Source organism: Acinetobacter sp. YH12211, from assembly GCF_013418015.1.
Classification (GTDB): Bacteria; Pseudomonadota; Gammaproteobacteria; order Pseudomonadales; family Moraxellaceae; genus Acinetobacter; species Acinetobacter towneri.
In genome coordinates this window covers 40,559-60,637 of sequence record NZ_VPCW01000002.1, presented here as the reverse complement: position 1 = coordinate 60,637, position 20,079 = coordinate 40,559, and the positions used below count along the sequence as shown (strand labels likewise).

The following is a 20,079-nucleotide window of genomic DNA, read 5'->3' as shown; positions in this document are numbered from 1 at the left end:
CTCACATTTACGCACGCAAATACGATGTGTATTTGCAGCTTGAACTCATGCCACCAAGTATTAGCAAGATGCGTACCAATCATGTGAATATTCAGATATCTAAAAACCAATAAAAAGCGTTAAGCATAAAATGTGATGAACTTAACTCAGATCTAATGTGTAAATTTTCGCTATATCAATGATGACTGCAGAATTTAACCAAGATGCTTATTCAACACTGTTTAAAATTCTGCTGAATTCAGGCTAAATCACTAAGTTTTACCACACAAAATACGTTAAAATAGCCGATTGCTGAATTGCTTTTGGAAATTTTCATGAATTCGAAACCCCGTCTTTCTACATATTGGGTCACCTGTGCAGATGGACTTGAAACCTTATTGCAAGAAGAAATGCAAGGTTTAGGTATTCAAAATATCGAACGTTTACCGGGTCGTTTAATTTTCAAAGGCACACTCGAAAATGCCTATCGTGTCTGCATGTGGTCACGTTTAGCCTCACGTGTCCTTACACCAATTCACACACACGAAATTGAATTTAGTCACGACGCGCGCGATGTAGCCGAAGAGCTTTATGAAGGTGCGCTGAGCTTTGACTGGTCACTGATTTTTGCACCACAAAGTACTTTTGCAGTGCGTTTGCATATAGAGCGTGACATTAAAGTGAACAGCCAATTTGCGACCTTGCGCGTTAAAGATGGTGTGGTCGATTCATTTATGGATGCAGTGGGCAAACGTCCAAGCATTGACATCAAACAGCCTGAAATTACCTTATACGTGTTGGCAGGTAAAAAAGAACATACATACTGCCTAGATTTATCTGGCGATTCACTGCATAAACGCGGCTATCGTCGTTTTATGACCGATGCCCCAATTAAAGAAAACCTTGCCGCAGCGATTCTGCAAAAAGGTCAATTACAACAAATTCAACCCGACATTATTTTAGACCCAATGTGTGGTTCGGGTACGTTTATTATTGAAGCATTGATGATGCTGACTGACCGTGCACCGGGTTTGGTACGTCGTTTCGGTTTTAACGGTTGGCAAGGTCACGACCATGAATTATGGATGAGCATTAAAGCAGAAGCGGCTGAACGCCATCAAACTGCATTACAACAACCATTGCCAAAATTTTATGCTTTCGATGCCGACTGGGAAGCAGTCAAAGCCACCAAGCAAAATATTATTGCAGCAGGTTTTGAAAGTCTGCTCGATCAGATTCAAATTGAAGAACGTACTTTGGCTGACTGGCCCGACTTTCAAGCCGAAGGTAAAAAGGCCTTTATTGTAACCAACCCACCTTATGGTGAGCGTTTGGGCGATAAAGCCTCGAACCGTGCCTTATATTTGGGTCTGTCTGCCCTCTTGCAAAAGCATTTCCCAAATCAAAAAGCAGCCGTCATTGCAGCCCAAGTTGAACAAGCCGATGTGTTGGCTTTCAATGACCCGCAAATTTTACGTTTGATGAACGGTAAACTGCCAATTTATGTCCGTTTTGGTACGATCAAACCTGCAACATTCGCACGCCCATTCTTAGCAGATTGGCAACCGCAACAGTTTGAACCCATTGAAGGCGCAGAAGATTTCACCAACCGTTTGCAAAAAAACATGCAGAGCCTGAAAAAATGGGCGGTGAAAGAAAATGTGCATTGCCTGCGTTTATACGATGCAGACTTACCTGACTTTAATGTCGCAGTCGATTTATACGGCGACCGTTTGCACGTGCAGGAATATGCGCCGCCGAAAAAAATTGATCCTGAAAAAGCCAAAAAGCGTTTTAACCTTGCCTTACAAGCCATTCGCGCTGTCACAGGTTTAGGGCGCGATGCGGTATTTATTAAAACCCGTGCCCGTCAGGAAGGTAAAAACCAGTACACCAAACAAAGTACCGCCTCGAAGCGTTTTATTGTGCAAGAAGGTCAGGCTAAAATTTTGGTTAACCTCACCGACTACCTAGATACAGGCTTGTTCCTTGACCATCGTCAAATGCGTTTACGTATTGCCAAAGAAGCACGTGGCAAGCACTTCCTGAATTTATACAGTTATACCTCAACTGCAAGTTTACATGCCGCGCTTGGCGGTGCAGCAAGTACCACCAGCGTCGATTTATCCAATACTTATTTGAATTGGTCTAAAGAAAACTTTGTATTGAATGGTTTAACGGTAGACCATGCCGATGAACAACATCAATTCTTTGCCAGTGATTGTTTTGAATGGCTCAAAGAAGGTCATGAACAATATGATCTGATCTTTATTGACCCACCAACTTTCTCAAACTCTAAAAAGTTCTACGGAACATTTGACGTACAACGCGACCACGTTTCTTTAATTAAGCGTGCCATGAACCGCTTAACCACAGGCGGAACGCTGTACTTCTCCAACAACTACCGTGGTTTTGAAATGGATGAAGAAATTGAAGCCATGTTTGATGTGCAGGAAATTAGCCATGAAACCATTGGGCAAGATTTCAAACGCAACACCAAAATCCACCGTGCTTGGAAAATTCAGCACCCGCCTGTTTAAATAAACGATATGGCAATACAACAAAGCCTGTTCATTTGAACAGGCTTTGTTTTATCGTAGATCAGTATCTAGATTATTGACCAGTTAAAAACTTCTTTTCACCATATTGATAATGCATCGACAGTTTAAATTCATCACCATCACGTTGAATTTGCTGATTGCTTTGCATCGCACTGAGTATCTGTTCCAACTCTTGATCAGACATGCTTTTACCTGCAGCATTCATATAATTATTCATAATGGTTTTGACCACTTGCTTGTTAAAACTCACATCGGTTTGCATTTCCAATAAACTTGGGAACATTTTCGCTAAGCCTTCTACAGTGGTTTGATGCCCTGGCATCACTTTACCAACCAAATCTGCCCGAATACTGCCTGTGCCTAATTTCAACTGATTCTTCTTGGATTCGAACTGAAAGCCCTCATTAATCACAGCCAACAAGGCTTGTTGAACTTCTTTCTCAAAGTTTTCCGCTTCTAGGCATGAGTTGTTTTGTTTTTGCACAATATCAAGAAACGTCTGCATTTTACTGCGCTGCAAGTTTTTAACATCCCAATTCACTTGCAGGTCTTGCATGGCAGGCACATTATTTAAACCTAACTCGGCAATTTTAAATTTCGATTGAATATCTACCGTGCGCTCATGCAGTTGAGTATCCATACGCCAACTGAAGTCTTTCATTTTGCCTGAACCCACTGCTTTTGGGTCTTGACGCTGCATTTCTGCAATACTGAATTGGAAATAGCCCGGCTCTAAAGACTGCACATTCAAAGCCTGATTGGTTTTAAACTGCATGCCTTTTACTTGAAGATGTCCAAATTGATCCAGCACCGTCAATTGAGGCACATCAAAACTCATATTTACAATTTTCTGCTGCCCCTGACTTTGTTTCGCCTGAAACTCAATCTGCATAGGAGAAAATTTAGCTTCAAGTCCTGCTTCTTTTTTCTCTATAGCAGGTATGCTCAATTTCGTGGTCGATACACCCAACCAATTCACTTGCGTTGTCACATTTAGAGGCTGCTGAAAGAACTCGGAAAATTGTCCCTGCCCTTGTTCCAGATTCATTTTAGAATCAATTTGGTAACCTTTCCATGTCCGCTGAATTTGATCTTGTCCGTGAAACACCAGTTTTTCTTTAGCATTACATGGGTCTGCAATAATGGTCATTTTCCATTTGGCAGTACCTGTTAGAGTCCCCATGTCGTAGTCCGTATATTGGACGCTCACATTGGGTACAGGATTTAAATTTTGTTGATAATGCTCACGCAGGCTCTTATCTGCATATAAATTTCCTGCAGTGACAGCTCCTGCCAACACTGCAACCCCCATTCCACCCCATACTATTTTTGACATAGATTCTGCTCAGAATTTATCTATTCTTATTGAACAATAAATTATAATTAATCTTCTTTAAAAAAGATAATTGTTTTGCAAATAAATCACTTAAATATAATATTCATCACAAAATATTAAAAATAGCTGTCATTTTTCACCAAAAATTTTACTTATGTGACCTAAATTGTCAGTCATAAAAAACCCAGCCGAAGCTGGGTTTCTTAAAAGTTGCTTACACATAGCCAATTAGCTGAGTTTCATTTTTTCAAACAGCAAATGACCATTTTCAGCTTTAATTAAAATCGTATCACCTGCAACAAAGTCACCTGCGAGGATTTTTTGCGCCAATGTGTTTTCCACTTGTTGCTGAATTGCACGTTTCAATGGACGCGCACCGTAGACTGGGTCAAAACCTGCTTCAATCAATTGATCAAATGCAGTATCGTCTATCGACAAGCTCAAGTCGCGTTCGCTTAAACGCGCACGTAAACGATCCAATTGAATATCGGCAATGCCACGAATTTGTGCTTTTTCCAGTGAATGGAACACCACCAACTCATCAATACGGTTAATAAACTCAGGGCGGAAATGTTGTGAAACTGCGGCCATGACCACGGTACGCACTTCTTCACGTGTTGGATTGTCACCCAATTCACGTACTTCGTGTGAACCCAAGTTAGAAGTCATCACAATTACAGTGTTCTTAAAGTCCACCACGCGACCTTGCGAGTCGGTTAGGCGTCCGTCATCCAACACCTGCAACAAGATGTTAAATACGTCTGGATGGGCTTTTTCCACCTCATCAAACAGCACCACACTGTACGGTTTACGACGTACTGCTTCGGTTAATACACCACCTTCTTCATAACCGACATAGCCTGGAGGCGCACCGACCAAACGGCTGACCGAGTGTTTTTCCATAAATTCAGACATATCAATCCGAATCATGGCGTCATCGCTGTCAAACAAGAAGTTCGCTAACGCTTTGGTCAATTCTGTTTTACCTACCCCTGTTGGGCCAAGGAACAGGAACGAACCACTTGGACGGTTAGGATCAGACAAACCTGCGCGTGAACGACGTACCGCATTCGACACCGCCACCACAGCTTCATCTTGCCCCACCACACGGTTATGCAAGAAATCTTCCATGTGTAGCAATTTTTCACGTTCACCCTGCAGCATTTTCGATACAGGAATGCCCGTTGCAGCACTCACGACTTCAGCAATTTCATTGTCCGTAACTTTGTTACGCAATAATTTTGGTTCTTCTTTCTCTTCAACCAACTCATCTTGTGCCAGTTGTTTTTCCAACTCAGGAATCACACCGTATTGTAAACGTGACATTTCCGCCAAGTCATTTTCACGCTGCGCTTTTTGCAATGCCATACGTGCCTGATCAAGCTGAGTCTGAATTTGCTTAGTGCCTTCAACCAAGGTTTTTTCCGCTTTCCAAACTTCTTCCAAATCATTGTATTCATTTTGAACTTCAATAATTTGTTTTTCCAGATGTGCAACTTCAGCACGGCTGCCTGCATCTTCATCTTTCTTCACGGCTTCAAGTTGCAGTTTTAATTGAATTAAACGGCGCTCTAATTTATCTAAGGCTTCAGGCTTAGAATCTAGCTCCATTTTAATCCGTGACGCTGCCTCATCCACCAAATCAATTGCCTTGTCGGGAAGTTGACGGTCAGTGATATAACGGTGCGACATTTTAGCGGCGGCAATAATCGCCGAATCTAAAATTTTAACCCCGTGGTGCACTTCGTAGCGTTCTTTCAGACCTCGTAAAATTGCAATGGTGTCTTCTACACTTGGCTCATCGACCAATACTTTTTGGAAACGACGCTCTAAAGCCGCATCTTTTTCAATATATTGACGATACTCATCTAAAGTAGTGGCACCGACGCAGCGCAATTCGCCACGCGCCAATGCAGGTTTCAACATATTGCCTGCATCCATGGCACCATCGCCTTTACCTGCACCCACAAGTGTGTGTAATTCATCAATAAATAAGATGACTTCACCTTCTTGTTTCGCCAAGTCTTTTAAGACCGCTTTTAGGCGTTCTTCAAACTCACCGCGATATTTCGCACCTGCCAACAATGAGCCCAAATCTAAAGATAAAACACGTTTACCTTTTAAACTTTCAGGCACTTCACCATTCACAATACGCTGCGCCAAACCTTCAACAATCGCAGTTTTACCCACACCAGGTTCACCAATGAGTACTGGGTTGTTTTTGGTACGGCGTGACAACACCTGAACGGTACGGCGAATTTCATCATCACGACCAATTACAGGGTCTAGCTTGCCCGCCAACGCACGTTCGGTTAAATCGATGGTATATTTATTGAGTGAGTCACGTTGATCTTCGTGATTATTGCTCATGACTTTTTCATCCCCTCTAATTTTGTCAATCACGCTACGCAAACTATCTGAGGTCACGCCTACACTGTTCAGTAGTGTTTTGGTCGCGCCCACTTCGGTCAAACCCAGCATCAACCAATCGGTTGACAAGAACTCATCACCTGCTTTTTGGGCAAAACTGTCAGCCAAATTCAAGGCTTTAACCGCATCTGGACTTAAGTTGATATCGCCTGTTGGATTGGCCAAAGTCGGTGCATCGGCAATCGCTTGCTGTAATTTGCTTTGCAAATCACGTAGGTTGACGCCTGCTTGTTGTAATAAACTGACATTGGAGGCTTCTTCGAGCAAAGTCGCCAATAAGTGAATGCCTTCAATGGCAGTATGATCTTTCCCTATCGCAAGAGATTGGGCATCGGATAAAGCTTGCTGTAGTCGGTTGGTAAACTTTTCAAAACGCATTCTTGTTATTCCTCACAACAAATTGTGTACTTGATGGATATATGGGAACGCAGGCGTAAATTTCAATTAAATTTTTTATATATTTTTCAAAATCTTAATTAAAATTAACAGATAGATTTCAGTAATAATATTGGACTGATTAAAGTAAATTTCAAGTTTAGTCTGGTAATTTTTTATTTTAGTTGAGTCATTGACATACACTTGCATATCAATCAATTAAAGGCTTTTGATTGTTATTTATGCCATTTGAAATATTTAGTTACAATGATTGGCAAAATATACCAACCATTGTATGACCTATCAGTCAAAGCTTAATCTTGTTCAATAATTTCAAAATCATGGCTAATTTCGACGCCACCATCAGATAGCATTTTACTGGCAGAACAGTACTTTTCTGCTGAAAGTTCAACCGCCTTCGCAACCTGCTTTTCCTTGACAGCCTTGCCTTTGACCACAAAATGCAAATGAATTTTGGTGAACACGGCAGGGATGCTATCGGCACGTTCTGCTTTTAACTGACATTCAACATGCGTCACTTCTTGGCGTGATTTCTTTAAAATAGTCACAATATCGAATGAAGCACAACCACCAAGTCCCATTAAGATTAACTCCATAGGACGTGGACCACGGTTTTCACCGCCATATTCTGCAGATCCATCCATCACCACAGAATGACCACTTTCCGATTTGGCTTCAAAAGCAACGTTCTCTAACCACTGAACACTTGTTTGCATTGCAACTACCTAAAAAAAACTATAAATTGACACGGGTATTTGTACACTAACATAACTTGAGTTGATAAGGAATTTCATCTCTACTGTGTGACAAGTTCAGACTAGGTCTTGTGCGATCTATTATTTATCCATTTTCGGAACCGTTAGCATGACTTCAAACTTTTCACAGCTGAGCACTGATGCATTGTCCCCTGGACAACTGCCTGACTCAGTCAAAGCATTATTAAAACGTGCATACATCAACCGTTATCCAAAACGGACAACTATTGTTGATGCGGGGACTGAATCTAAATCGTTATATTTGATTTTAAAAGGTTCAGTATCAATTATTCTTCGCGAAGATGATGATCGCGAAATTGTTGTGGCATATTTGAATCCAGGCGACTTTTTTGGGGAAATGGGTCTGTTTGAATCGAATCCACAACGTACTGCAGAAGTTCGTACTCGTGATGTCTGTGAAATTGCAGAAATTACTTATGAAAACTTCCACGAACTCAGCAAACAATATCCTGACTTAAGCTATGCCGTTTTTGCACAGCTGGTACGTCGTTTAAAAAATACTACACGTAAGGTAACTGACCTTGCCTTTATAGATGTGTCTGGTCGTATTGCACGTTGCTTGATTGATCTTTCTGCGCAACCAGAAGCCATGATTTTGCCAAACGGTCGTCAAATTCGTATTACACGCCAAGAAATTGGTCGTATTGTCGGCTGTTCACGTGAAATGGTCGGGCGTGTTCTAAAAACACTTGAAGAACAAGGCATGATTGAAACTGATGGTAAAGCCATTCTGATTTTTGATGCTTCTTTGGAGCAAAATGAAGCCACTGATGGCGACTTTGATGACGAATAAGCCATCCACATGCTAAGCAAAAAGCAAATCTTCGGATTTGCTTTTTTATTGCCTGTATATAACTTATAGCCATTTTCAACTATAAAAATATAATTCTTACGACCATTACAAAGCATCAGCAATTTTAACTGCCACAAGCGGCTCAAAATGGTTTAGCCTCTTAGGACATGACTTCATAAAGACAATGTTAAGCGAGATGCTAAGATGCAATTTAGACCTTTGGCAAAAACAGGCATTCTAGTTCCAGAAATCTGTTTAGGCACCATGACATTTGGTGAACAAAATACCCAGCAAGAAGCCTTTCAACAACTCGATTATGCACTAGAACGAGGCTTATATTTTTGGGATACCGCAGAGATGTACCCTGTTCCACCTAAAGTAGAAACCCAAGGGGCAACTGAAACCATGATTGGTCACTGGCTGCACCAACGTGGCGGACGTGACAAAATATTTCTCGCCTCTAAAATTGCAGGACCATCACAAGGTGGTAGCCATATACGAGATGGCAAAACCCGCTTTAATGCGCAGGATATTCATTCTGCGCTAGATGGTAATTTAAAACGTCTGCAAACCGACTATATCGACTTATACCAACTGCACTGGCCGCAGCGTCCAACCAACTTTTTTGGCAAACTCGGTTATGGCAACCAAGAAGCACAAAATACGCAAGAAATAACCGATCTTGCTGAAACCTTAACCGCATTGCAACAAGAAATTCAAAAAGGACGGATTCGCTATATTGGGCTGTCGAATGAAACCCCGTGGGGCACCATGAAGTTTTTACACTTGGCAGAACAGTTAGGATTAAGCAAATTTGTTAGCGTACAAAATCCGTATAACCTGCTGAATCGTACTTATGAAATTGGTATGTCTGAAATTGCCCATTATGAAGGTGTTGGACTACTCGCCTACTCACCTTTGGCTTTTGGTTATTTAACTGGTAAATTCCGTCATGGCGCACGCCCTGCCAATGCACGTGTCACGCTATATTCACGTTTTAGCCGTTACAGTAATCCACAAAGCGAATGGGCAACCGAGCAATACGCCCAACTTGCAGAACAACACGGCTTGAGTTTGACGCAACTGGCGCTGGCATTTATCAAGCAGCAATTTTTTGTGACAAGTACCATTATTGGCGCGACGAATATGGCGCAACTCAAAGAAAATATTGATGCCTTTGACATCACCTTATCAGATGAAATTTTACAAGGCATTGAAGCCATTCATCGTCAACAACCCAATCCAGCGCCCTAATTTTATTTTAAGCACTGCTTTAAAATGAAATTAAAAATATGAACTCAGCAATAACTCATCATTTTTATGCTGTTTAAAGTCAAAAAGTCTTCAAAAAAAAGATGCGCATAAAACCATGCGCATCTTTTTTGTGTTTTATCTTAACCAGTTGAACTGGCTGAGGTCATCTTAACGACGACTTTGGTTATATAGCGCTTGTGCTGCTGGCAAGTTTTTACGCATTGCTTCAATACGCTGACTGTTCGATGGGTGAGTCGATAAGAAGGACGCACCGCCGCCACCTTCAAGCTTGTTCATTTTTTCCCAAAGGGTAATTGCAGCTTGTGGGTTATAACCTGCACGCGCCATCAGCATTAAACCACCCTGATCGGCACGACTTTCCAAATTACGTGAATATGGCAAGCCAATCCCAATTTGGGTACCCAATTGCGCTGCTGCTGCACCCAATTGACCAACGTTATTGCCTGCCGCACTTAAACCTACGTTCAAGGCAATATTGGTTAAAGCCTGTGCACCAATTTTACTTTTCGCGTGTTCTTCTAAAGCATGCACCATTTCATGCCCCATAATTGCGGCAATTTCAGCATCAGTTAAATTCAGTTTATTCACAATACCAGTGTAGAACACCACTTTACCACCAGGTGCGACAAAAGCATTGACTTGATCAGACTTAAGTACCGCCAATTGCCACTGGAAAGGCTGACCTGTTTGGTTCATTTGATTGGCATGTGGAATCAAACGCTGAAACACAGTATTGATACGTTTATACGTGGTGGAGCTTGTGTCTAACTGATTTTTATTGCGTGCGTCTTGCACCATTTCATTATAGCTTTTGGTAGCAGTTGCATTTAAGGTCGCAGTATCTGCACCCGCCATGTCTGCAACAGTCGTACACCCTGAAACTGTGATTGCGCCTGCGGCACATAAACTTAACATCAGTTTTTTGTTCATTATAATAATCTCCGCCTTGCGAGCTATCTTCATACCAATCAATTATATGAAATCAATTCAAGGCTTTAAATCTATAATCACTTCATAAACATATCATTTATGTAAACAACGCCTAAGCTGTGTACAGATTGTATGTCTGAGCGATCAATCACTACCCTAGTAAAGAAATTGATAACACAACCAAAATACTAAACAGAAAACATTTAAACCCAAGTAAATTTTAGACACTACTTCTACTTTTTCTTCCATTTCTGGATTTTTGCGTTTGTAGAGTAGGTAAGCATTTTGAATCAGAATCAGTGGCACCAAAATACAGGCAAAAATAACGCTTAAACCAATAAATGCCTGATACATAATATTCGGATCATGCTTTTGCGATAAAATCAGCATCATGGCAATGGTCGGTGCGCCGCCCATCGCAAACAATAAAGAATAAAAAATCGTACTGGTAATATTTTTATGCATCCTGCATAACCTTAATTAAATTTAATTTTCTAAAGCCATTGTAACAAGCCACCCTGCTCTGCACAGCGCCAGTCATCTGCAACTTTAGTCTTGAAAAAACAACTCACTCAGCATCATCTATAATGTTTCCAAAAATGAGTCGCTATTGAAACTGAAACAACAGCAATAAAAAGCCCCATCATTTAGACAGGGCTGAATACATCATCAGAGCTTAAATGCTATGCTAAAGCACAACGACTTAAGCATCAAATGGATGACGTAATACGATAGTTTCTGCGCGGTCTGGACCTGTAGAAATAATATCGATTGGACATTCAATTAACTGCTCAAGACGTTTGATGTAGTTCACTGCATTTTCAGGCAATTGTTCTACACTGGTCGCGCCCACAGTTGATTCAGACCAACCTGGCATTGTTTCATAAATTGGCTTTAAGTTTTCGTATGCAAGCGCATCAGAAGAACCTACACAACCTGAATCGGTATTTTCATAACCTACGCAGATTTTGATTTCTTCTAAACCGTCCAATACGTCTAACTTGGTCAAGCAGATACCAGACAGTGAGTTTACATCGACTGAACGACGTAAAATTTCGGCATCAAACCAACCACAACGACGTTGACGACCTGTAGAAGCACCGAACTCGTGACCCACAGTACCTAAGTGTTTACCAATCGCATCACCTACGTCATTTGCTGCGTCATACACCAACTCAGTTGGGAATGGGCCTGCACCTACACGTGTGGTATAAGCTTTGGTAATCCCTAAAACGTAGTCTAAATGTAATGGACCTAAGCCTGAACCAGAGCTTACACCGCCCGCAGTTGTATTCGATGAAGTCACATACGGATAAGTACCGTGGTCAACATCAAGTAATGAACCTTGCGCACCTTCAAACATAATGTTGTCACCGTTTTTACGGTAATTATGAATTTCAGTCGTTACATCAACCACTAATGGTGCAATCACTTCACGCCATTGGTCACATAGCGCTAAAACTTCATCTAACTGAACTGCTTCAACACCGTAGTATTGTGTCAATTGGAAGTTGTGATAGTCCAATAATTCAGTCAATTGAGCGCGTAGTGCTTCACCGCCACGAACCAAGTCAGCAACACGAATCGCACGACGTGCAACCTTGTCTTCATAAGCTGGGCCAATACCACGACCTGTTGTACCAATTTTGGCATTACCACGTTTTTTCTCACGTGCTTGGTCAAGTGCAATGTGGTTCGGCAAAATAAGCGGACAGTTTGGTGAAATACGTAAACGCTCTTTCACTGGCACGCCTTCTTGTTCCAAAATACCCATTTCTTTAATGAGTGCTTCAGGAGAAAGTACTACACCATTACCAATTAAGCACAGTACGTTTTCACGTAAAATACCTGATGGAATGAGGTGTAATACAGTTTTCTTACCACCAACCACGAGAGTATGGCCTGCGTTGTGTCCGCCTTGATAACGAACGACTGCCGCCGCCTGATCTGTGAGCAGGTCGACGATCTTACCTTTACCTTCGTCGCCCCATTGGGTACCAAGTACCACAACATTCTTGCCCATAATAGCCTCATTACATCATGCTGTTAAAATTGAAAACCAAGACCTGTAACATGAAACATGCCTTGGCGATTAAATTTTTTCGACTGTCCACTCACCATTTGCAAGAACCAATTGGTGCGTTGCGTATGGAACCGAGTTTAAATCATCATTACCCAACAATTGAATTACACTAAAGCCTTGCGCACGTGTGTTTTGAATAGCAGCAATTAAATCAGGTTGTGAGCCTTTAGGCGCAACAACAACAGACGATGATTCAAAACGACCTGCACTTAATACAAACAAGTCACAAGAGAAACCTGTTGCAGGGCGCGCACGTCCGAAATGCTGACCAATGCCATCATAACGACCGCCTTGTGCCAATGGTGCAGCACGATTTGGCGCATACACTGCATACATTAAACCTGTGTGATAGTGATAAGAACGCAGCTCAACCACATCAATACCAATATGCAAGTTTGGCCAACGTGCCTGAATTTCAGCTTGTGTTGCTTTCACGGCTTCAAACGCTTGCTTAAATTCGGTATTTTCCAACACATCAGCACTTAAATGAGCCTGCAAAGCAGTTAAATCACTGGCATAGCGACCTAAAGCATAAAAATCTGAACCGAAATTTAAATCTTGGGTAAATTCTGCCAATTCAGGCAATGCTTTACGCTGATATAAATCTGACAATTGACGTTCAGTGGCTTTGCTTAATTCTGCTTGTTTAACCAAGCTACGGAACAAGCCGACATGACCCAAGTCTAAATGCACACCTTCTGCCAAACCTGCTTCTTTTAGCAAGCTGAGCATCAGATCAACCATTTCTACATCGGCATCAATGCTGTCTGAACCAAATAACTCTGCACCCAATTGCAATGGTGCACGTGTGGTATTAAAACCTTGTGGTTTGGTATGTAAAACCGTACCTGCATAGCAGTAACGTGCAATGCCATCTACAGGATGTACATGCGCATCAATACGCGCCACTTGTGGTGTCATATCGGCACGAACACCCAGCAAACGACCTGAAAGTTGGTCGATCACTTTAAATGTGGCAAGGTCTAAATCTTGATTCGATTCTGAAAGAGAAGATAGAGATTCAATGTATTCTATGAATGGCGTGTACACCAACTGATAACCTCGAGATGCGAGGAAATCCAGTGACTTACGACGCAAGCTTTCAATCACTTGCGCTTGTTCTGGTAATACATCAGCTACACCATCAGGTAATAACCATGTCTCTGAAATGGGCATGTTGTAAACCTAAATTCTTGTTTGCGCGGAACGAATCCGCATAAAAAAATCGGGAGCACACCCGATTTCTCCTAGTTTAGCATGATACTTTTGCTCATGCACCTGACTTTTTCTGAAATATGCGGTAAAAAAATATGAATACACCACATCTTTCAAAGCCATCATTTAAAAGTCCTGATTTGATTTCACCGCCTTTGCCAATAAACTGACCAACTCAGCATTTTGCATTTCAAGCTGTGCGGTTTTTTGCACGGTTTTATCGAGTGCATCTTGCTGAACCTGCATCTTTTTGGCCAAATCTTGCATAATCTCCAACGTCTTTTTTAGATGCTCTTCTAAATGTAATACTTTTTGCTCGACTTGCTGTTGATGCTGCACATCACTGCTGCTGTCTGCCTGATTTTTAAACTGCAACCAAATCAGAAAAATGACGGCAAGTGCCAGCAAAAAAATAAATCCCCACAATAAAATAATCATCATGCCACTACTCTATTCAAATTTTCTATGCAAACTTTGTTATATCAATCAGTGAATTAACCGTGAATACGAAGTGTAAAATCTGTCATCACTATTACACGCTTTTCACACTTTGTATATGTCTTAAAAAGTAGCCGCTTACACCGCCCGCTGACTAAAAGATTCACACAAATCTAGTAAACGGTTGGCATAACCCCACTCGTTGTCATACCACGCAAAAACTTTGGCTTGATGACCCACGACCATGGTTTGACTTAAATCGACAATTAAAGAATAAGGTGAATGGTTAAAGTCGCTCGATACCAAAGGCTCATCGGTCACTTGCATAATTTCGGCATAATCATGCGCTGCCGAAGCACACAACACCTGATTCAATTTGTGCACCGTAATTGGTGACTGAGAAATAAAAGTTAAATCAATAGCTGCAACATTAATGGTCGGTACACGAATCGAGTAACCATCAATCCGATCTGCCATTTTTGGCATGACTTGTTTTAATGCACCCAAGGCAGATGAAGTTGTAGGAATAATATTTTGCCCTGATGCACGCGCACGACGTAAATCGCGATGCGCCTGATCCAATACAGTTTGATCGGCTGTGACTGCATGAATTTCAGTCATTAATGCGGTATCAATTCCAAAAGCGTCATCAATAATTTTAACCAGTGGTACTAAAGCCTGCGTGGTGCAAGACACACTGGAAATAATTTGGTCAGTATTTTTGACTTCGTGATGATTGACACCATAAACAATCGCAGCATCTACAGTATCGAATGGTGCAGCGCCAATAATCACACGTTTGGCGCCCGCAGTAATATGCTGCGTTGCCGCCTCGCGGGAACGAAACAACCCTGTGCATTCCAATACCACATCTACATTTAAAGCTTGCCACGGCAACTGTGCAGGTTGAGCCTGATTCAACACCTGAACTTTTAATTGCGCCAAACCTGCAGAAATATTCAAAAAAATCTGTTCATTTTCAAGGCTAATTTCCACCTGCCCTTTAAAACGACCATGGGTACTGTCGTATTTAAATAAATGAACCAAGGTTTCTACATCGGCAATGTCATTTATGGCGACGATTTCAAAATGAAAGTCTTTGGGATTTTCAAACCAAGCCCGCAGCACATTGCGCCCGATTCTACCAAAGCCATTGATTGCCACTCGTTGCATGACCGATCCTTTCATAATGAAATCAAAATTTAAGCACAGACTATGTTAATAGATTTTGAGGCCTTACTGAAAAAAATCAGATCAATTCTGCGAATTTTCACGCAATTTGTTGTTTAATTCGGCAAATCAAAAATATCAGCTTTGACTTTCTAGCTTACATTTACGTTTTCTTAAATTTTGTATTCTACTTTATGGCAGTTCGGCATACTCCGTGACCTACAGTAAACGCTTACTTTGAATGTAAATGTTCATCATCTTCTATTGCAAAGATTTATTCTGCGTAATCGCAACCAAGTTTGCGTCAGAATTGTCATCTATTCACACTAAAATGATTGGTGATAATGGCTTTTTCCGTTATAATTTGGCGTTTTTAAAATTTTAAGCCTGCATGACAGCAAAAGAATTATTTTTGTCAGACTGTCTTGCGTTTAGCCCAATCGGAAATTATGGAGTGACTTGGTTGTGAGTACTCGTTTTATGACATCAGCTGAAATTCGTGAAGCATTTTTGCGTTACTTTGAATCGCAAGGGCATACACGTGTCGCATCGAGTTCTCTAGTACCCGCCAATGACCCAACCCTGTTATTTACCAATGCAGGTATGAACCAGTTTAAAGACTGTTTCCTTGGGTTAGAAAAACGTGATTATGTACGTGCTGTATCGTCACAAAAATGTGTGCGTGCAGGCGGTAAACATAACGATTTAGACAATGTGGGTTATACCGCACGTCACCATACTTTCTTTGAAATGTTAGGTAACTTCTCGTTTGGTGATTATTTCAAACGTGATGCAATTAAATTTGCTTGGGAATTTTTAACCAGTGAACAATGGTTAGCGCTACCAAAAGACCGTTTATATGCCACGGTTTACCACACCGATGATGAAGCATTTGACATCTGGAACAAAGAAATTGGTTTAGATGCTTCTCGTATTATCCGTATTGGCGATAACAAAGGCGGCCAATATGCTTCAGACAACTTCTGGGCAATGGGTGATACAGGTCCTTGCGGTCCGTGTTCTGAAATTTTCTATGATCATGGCGATCATATTTGGGGCGGTTTACCAGGCACACTAGAAGAAGATGGCGACCGTTTCATTGAAATCTGGAACAACGTATTCATGCAGTTTAACCGTACTGCAGATGGCGTATTGCACCCACTTCCAGCACCGTCTGTAGATACAGGCATGGGCTTGGAGCGTATTTCTGCAGTATTGCAACACGTCAACTCTAACTACGAAATTGATCTGTTCCAGCACTTACTCAAAAATGCAGCACAGATTATTGGTTTAGACACGACTGCTCTTGAAGTAACTGCACAGCAAACTGGCAAGCCTGTAGACTACCCTGCTTCACTCAAAGTAGTTGCTGACCACGCTCGTTCTTGCTGCTTCCTAATTGCCGATGGCGTGAATCCATCGAATGAAGGTCGTGGTTATGTATTGCGTCGTATTATTCGTCGTGCAGTACGTCACGGCAACAAGCTTGGCGCAACAGGTTCATTCTTCCACAAAATGCTTCAGCCTTTAATTGAAGTAATGGGTCAAGCTTATCCTGAACTTGCAGCAAATCAAGCGCGTATTGAAGCGCAACTTCTAAAAGAAGAAGAACAATTTGCCAAAACGCTTGAGCAAGGTTTGAAATTGCTTGAAGGTGAATTGGCACAGCTTAAAGGCTCGGTCATTCCTGGTGAAGTGGTATTTAAACTATATGACACTTACGGCTTCCCAACAGATTTAACGGCAGATATTGCACGTGAACGCGACTTGACCATTGACGAAGCAGGCTTTGAAGTTGAAATGGCAGCGCAACGTCAACGTGCACGCGATGCAGGTAAATTTGCAGTTGACTACAACTCAATTGTAAAAGTTGAAGGTGAAACTCAATTTGATGGCTATGACGCAACGACTGGTCAGGGTCAAATTGTGGCTATTTATAAAGATGGCGAACAAGTCGATGAAGTAGTTGAAGGCGATGAAGCTTTAATCGTACTCAATCAAACCCCGTTCTATGCAGAAAGCGGTGGTCAGATTGGTGATACAGGTCTATTCAAAAACGAAACAGGTATTTTTGAAGTTCAAGACACCAAAAAATCTGGCGGTGCTTTTGTTCATCAAGGTATTGTTACCATGGGCAGTTTAAAAGCTGCGCAAGCGGTGGAAGCGATTGTAAAAGCAGACATCCGCGAAGCTACTGCACGCAACCACTCTGCAACACACTTATTGCACGCTGCCCTACGTCAAGTTTTAGGTGCACACGTACAGCAAAAAGGTTCGTTGGTTGCTTCTGATATTTTACGTTTTGACTTTGCCAATGACCAACCTGTGTCATTTGAACAATTGCAAGAAATTGAGCGTTTGGTAAATGCAGAAGTCATTGCCAATACCGCAGTTTCTACTGAATTACTGGATATTGAAGCAGCCAAAGCCAAAGGCGCAATGATGCTATTTGGTGAAAAGTATGGCGATGAAGTTCGCGTACTTTCTATGGGTTCAATCATTGAAGATAAAAACTTCTCCATTGAACTTTGTGGCGGTATTCACGTGAAACGTACAGGTGATATTGGTCTGTTCAAAATCATCTCTGAAGGTGGTGTTGCAGCTGGTGTACGTCGTATTGAAGCAATTACAGGCAGCAAAGCCGTTGAAGCCGTTCAAAAAACTGAACGCGATATCAACAGCATCAATGCTTTGTTGAAAGCACAAAAAGACCAAACTTTAGAAAAAGTGAATACATTGGTCGATACAGCATCTAGCCTTCAAAAGCAGATTGAACAGCTCAATCAAAAATTAGCGCACTTCCAAGCAGCTGAACTTTTAAGTCAAGTACAAGAACTTGCTGGACGTACCACGCTCATTACCACTGTACAAAATATGGATGCAAAATCACTGCGTAATTTGCACGACGGTGTAAAATCCAAACTCGACCAAGCAGTGATTGTACTTGCAGGTGTAGAAGGCGATAAAGTCAGCTTAATCGCTTCTGTTGCACCAGACTTTACTGCTACGATTAAAGCAGGAGACATCATCAAACACTTGGCTACAGAACTAGGTGGTAAAGGTGGTGGTAAACCTGATTTGGCACAAGGTGGCGCGCCACTTAACGAGAACTTTGCAACGGTGATGGCAGGTTTAACTGCTTGGCTTGCGGCAAAATAATCTCACTTTTTGTGTAACTGACCCTGAGCAGGTAAATTCGGGGTCATGGCTTATATGGAACAACTATGGCACTAATCGTTCAAAAATATGGCGGTACCTCAATGGGTACTCCCGAGCGCATTTTAAATGTTGCTCGTCGTGTGAAGCGCTGGCATGATCATGGCCACAAAGTAGTGGTTGTCGTTTCTGCCATGAGTGGCGAAACCAATCGCCTACTCGCTCTCGCGAAAGCCATTACCGAAACCCCTGATCCGCGTGAATTAGACCAAATGGTGTCTACAGGCGAACAGGTGACGATTTCGATGTTAGCGATGGCGCTGAATTCTATTGGCGTTGCAGCAAAATCACTAACTGGTCGCCAAGTTGGTATTCAAACTGACAGCGCATTTACCAAAGCACGTATTGAAGCGATTAATACTGACGTGTTAACTGAAAACCTAGACGCAGGCCGTGTGATTGTGGTTGCTGGTTTCCAAGGGTTTGATGCTGAAGGTAACACCACGACTTTAGGTCGTGGCGGTTCTGATACTTCTGGCGTTGCACTTGCTGCTGCATTGAAAGCCGATGAATGTCAAATTTACACTGACGTAGATGGCGTTTACACCACAGACCCACGCGTTGCACCAAAAGCCAAAAAAGTAGATCGTATTTCTTTTGAAGAAATGCTAGAAATGGCTTCTTTAGGTTCTAAAGTATTGCAAATTCGTGCGGTTGAATTTGCAGGTAAATACCAAGTACCTTTACGTGTATTATCAAGTTTTGATAATGACAATGATGGCGCATTCGACGAAGATTTTAAACAAAATGTCGGCACACTCATTACTACTGAATTGGAAGACAACATGGAACAACCTATCATCTCAGGTATCGCGTTTAACCGTGACGAAGCAAAATTAACTATTTTAGGTGTGCCTGACGAGCCAGGTATTGCATCTAAAATCTTGTCACCTATTGGCGCTGCCAATGTTGAAGTTGACATGATCATCCAAAACGTAGAAGAAGATGGTACAACTGACTTTACCTTTACTGTAAACCGTGGCGAACTTGCCAAAGCAAAATCAATTCTTGAAGCAACTGCCAAAGAAATTGGTGCACGTGAAGTCGCTACACGTGGTGACATCGTGAAAGTATCTATCGTTGGTGTAGGTATGCGTTCACACGCAGGTGTTGCAAGCAAAATGTTTACTGCACTTGCAGATGAAGGCATCAACATTCTAATGATTTCTACTTCTGAAATTAAAATTTCAGTCATTATTGAAGAAAACTATTTAGAGCTTGCAGTACGTACTTTACACACTGTATTTGGTCTAGATCGTGAAAGCGGTGAGTCTAGCGCACGCGCTTAATACGCCCCTGTCAGAAAATGTAATTGTCTGACAAATTTTGCGAAAAAGTACAAAAAAATAGAGCCACTATAGTTTTTTTTATAGTGGCTCTGTTATATTGAGCAATATGCTTTCATAAATTTTGGCAGCGCTGTATCTTATAAAATAAATAATGATACGTTCCGTTAAAATTTACTGGTTTTTATTTGGTTG

General features: G+C 41.6%; 14 protein-coding genes. 5 read left to right on the top strand and 9 right to left on the bottom strand.

The annotated features are described in order from the left end of the window. Positions 1-314: 314 nt before the first annotated feature. Positions 315-2,519, top strand: a complete 2,205-nt coding sequence (gene rlmKL / locus FTU98_RS01285) for a bifunctional 23S rRNA (guanine(2069)-N(7))-methyltransferase RlmK/23S rRNA (guanine(2445)-N(2))-methyltransferase RlmL (RefSeq protein WP_004971555.1) — start codon at positions 315-317, stop codon at positions 2,517-2,519. Between the two features lie 73 nt (positions 2,520-2,592). Here rlmKL and FTU98_RS01280 read toward each other — a convergent pair whose 3' ends face one another. The 3 genes from FTU98_RS01280 to FTU98_RS01270 all read right to left on the bottom strand — a co-directional run bounded on the left by FTU98_RS01280 (position 2,593) and on the right by FTU98_RS01270 (position 7,418). Next, on the bottom strand, positions 2,593-3,876 hold the full coding sequence (locus tag FTU98_RS01280; protein WP_179995349.1) for a DUF945 family protein: 1,284 nt from the start codon (positions 3,874-3,876) through the stop codon (positions 2,593-2,595). A gap of 228 nt (positions 3,877-4,104) precedes the next feature. After that, on the bottom strand, positions 4,105-6,684 hold the full coding sequence (gene clpB / locus FTU98_RS01275) for an ATP-dependent chaperone ClpB (RefSeq protein ID WP_180050152.1): 2,580 nt from the start codon (positions 6,682-6,684) through the stop codon (positions 4,105-4,107). A gap of 311 nt (positions 6,685-6,995) precedes the next feature. Beyond that, positions 6,996-7,418, bottom strand: coding sequence for an OsmC family protein (locus FTU98_RS01270; protein WP_004971563.1), 423 nt, complete (start codon positions 7,416-7,418; stop codon positions 6,996-6,998). 148 nt (positions 7,419-7,566) lie between these two features. On the opposite strand from FTU98_RS01270, the gene crp reads away from it, so the two are divergent. Together crp and FTU98_RS01260 are read left to right on the top strand one after the other, a co-directional pair. Further along, positions 7,567-8,271, top strand: a complete 705-nt coding sequence (crp, locus tag FTU98_RS01265; RefSeq protein WP_167845925.1) for a cAMP-activated global transcriptional regulator CRP — start codon at positions 7,567-7,569, stop codon at positions 8,269-8,271. 204 nt (positions 8,272-8,475) lie between these two features. Next, positions 8,476-9,525, top strand: a complete 1,050-nt coding sequence (locus FTU98_RS01260; RefSeq protein WP_096901060.1) for an NADP(H)-dependent aldo-keto reductase — start codon at positions 8,476-8,478, stop codon at positions 9,523-9,525. 168 nt (positions 9,526-9,693) lie between these two features. Here FTU98_RS01260 and FTU98_RS01255 read toward each other — a convergent pair whose 3' ends face one another. The 6 genes from FTU98_RS01255 to FTU98_RS01230 all read right to left on the bottom strand — a co-directional run bounded on the left by FTU98_RS01255 (position 9,694) and on the right by FTU98_RS01230 (position 15,385). Next, positions 9,694-10,476, bottom strand: a complete 783-nt coding sequence (locus FTU98_RS01255) for a M48 family metallopeptidase (protein ID WP_004971571.1) — start codon at positions 10,474-10,476, stop codon at positions 9,694-9,696. A 156-nt stretch (positions 10,477-10,632) separates the two neighbouring features. Next, positions 10,633-10,941, bottom strand: a complete 309-nt coding sequence (locus FTU98_RS01250; RefSeq protein WP_004971573.1) for a hypothetical protein — start codon at positions 10,939-10,941, stop codon at positions 10,633-10,635. A gap of 238 nt (positions 10,942-11,179) precedes the next feature. Beyond that, positions 11,180-12,499 carry an adenylosuccinate synthase gene (locus FTU98_RS01245; protein WP_004971574.1) on the bottom strand — a complete coding sequence of 440 codons (1,320 nt, stop codon included), beginning with the start codon at positions 12,497-12,499 and terminating at the stop codon, positions 11,180-11,182. Between the two features lie 69 nt (positions 12,500-12,568). Then, a complete protein-coding gene (locus FTU98_RS01240) occupies positions 12,569-13,735 on the bottom strand; it encodes an ATP phosphoribosyltransferase regulatory subunit (protein WP_096901061.1) in 1,167 nt (388 codons plus the stop codon). A gap of 165 nt (positions 13,736-13,900) precedes the next feature. Continuing rightward, the gene (locus tag FTU98_RS01235; protein ID WP_004971580.1) at positions 13,901-14,215 is read right to left on the bottom strand and encodes a hypothetical protein; all 315 of its coding nucleotides are present in this window, start codon (positions 14,213-14,215) and stop codon (positions 13,901-13,903) included. 135 nt (positions 14,216-14,350) lie between these two features. After that, entirely contained in the window at positions 14,351-15,385 is a 1,035-nt protein-coding gene (locus tag FTU98_RS01230; RefSeq protein ID WP_004971581.1) for a type I glyceraldehyde-3-phosphate dehydrogenase, read from the bottom strand. A 462-nt stretch (positions 15,386-15,847) separates the two neighbouring features. Between FTU98_RS01230 and alaS the strand changes: the two genes are divergently transcribed. Both alaS and FTU98_RS01220 read left to right on the top strand, forming a co-directional pair. Next, positions 15,848-18,541 carry an alanine--tRNA ligase gene (gene alaS / locus FTU98_RS01225; protein ID WP_171062554.1) on the top strand — a complete coding sequence of 898 codons (2,694 nt, stop codon included), beginning with the start codon at positions 15,848-15,850 and terminating at the stop codon, positions 18,539-18,541. Positions 18,542-18,606: 65 nt separating this feature from the next. Then, positions 18,607-19,887 (top strand): aspartate kinase, encoded by a 1,281-nt coding sequence (locus FTU98_RS01220; protein WP_004971586.1) that lies wholly within the window; start codon positions 18,607-18,609, stop codon positions 19,885-19,887. Positions 19,888-20,079 lie beyond the last annotated feature (192 nt).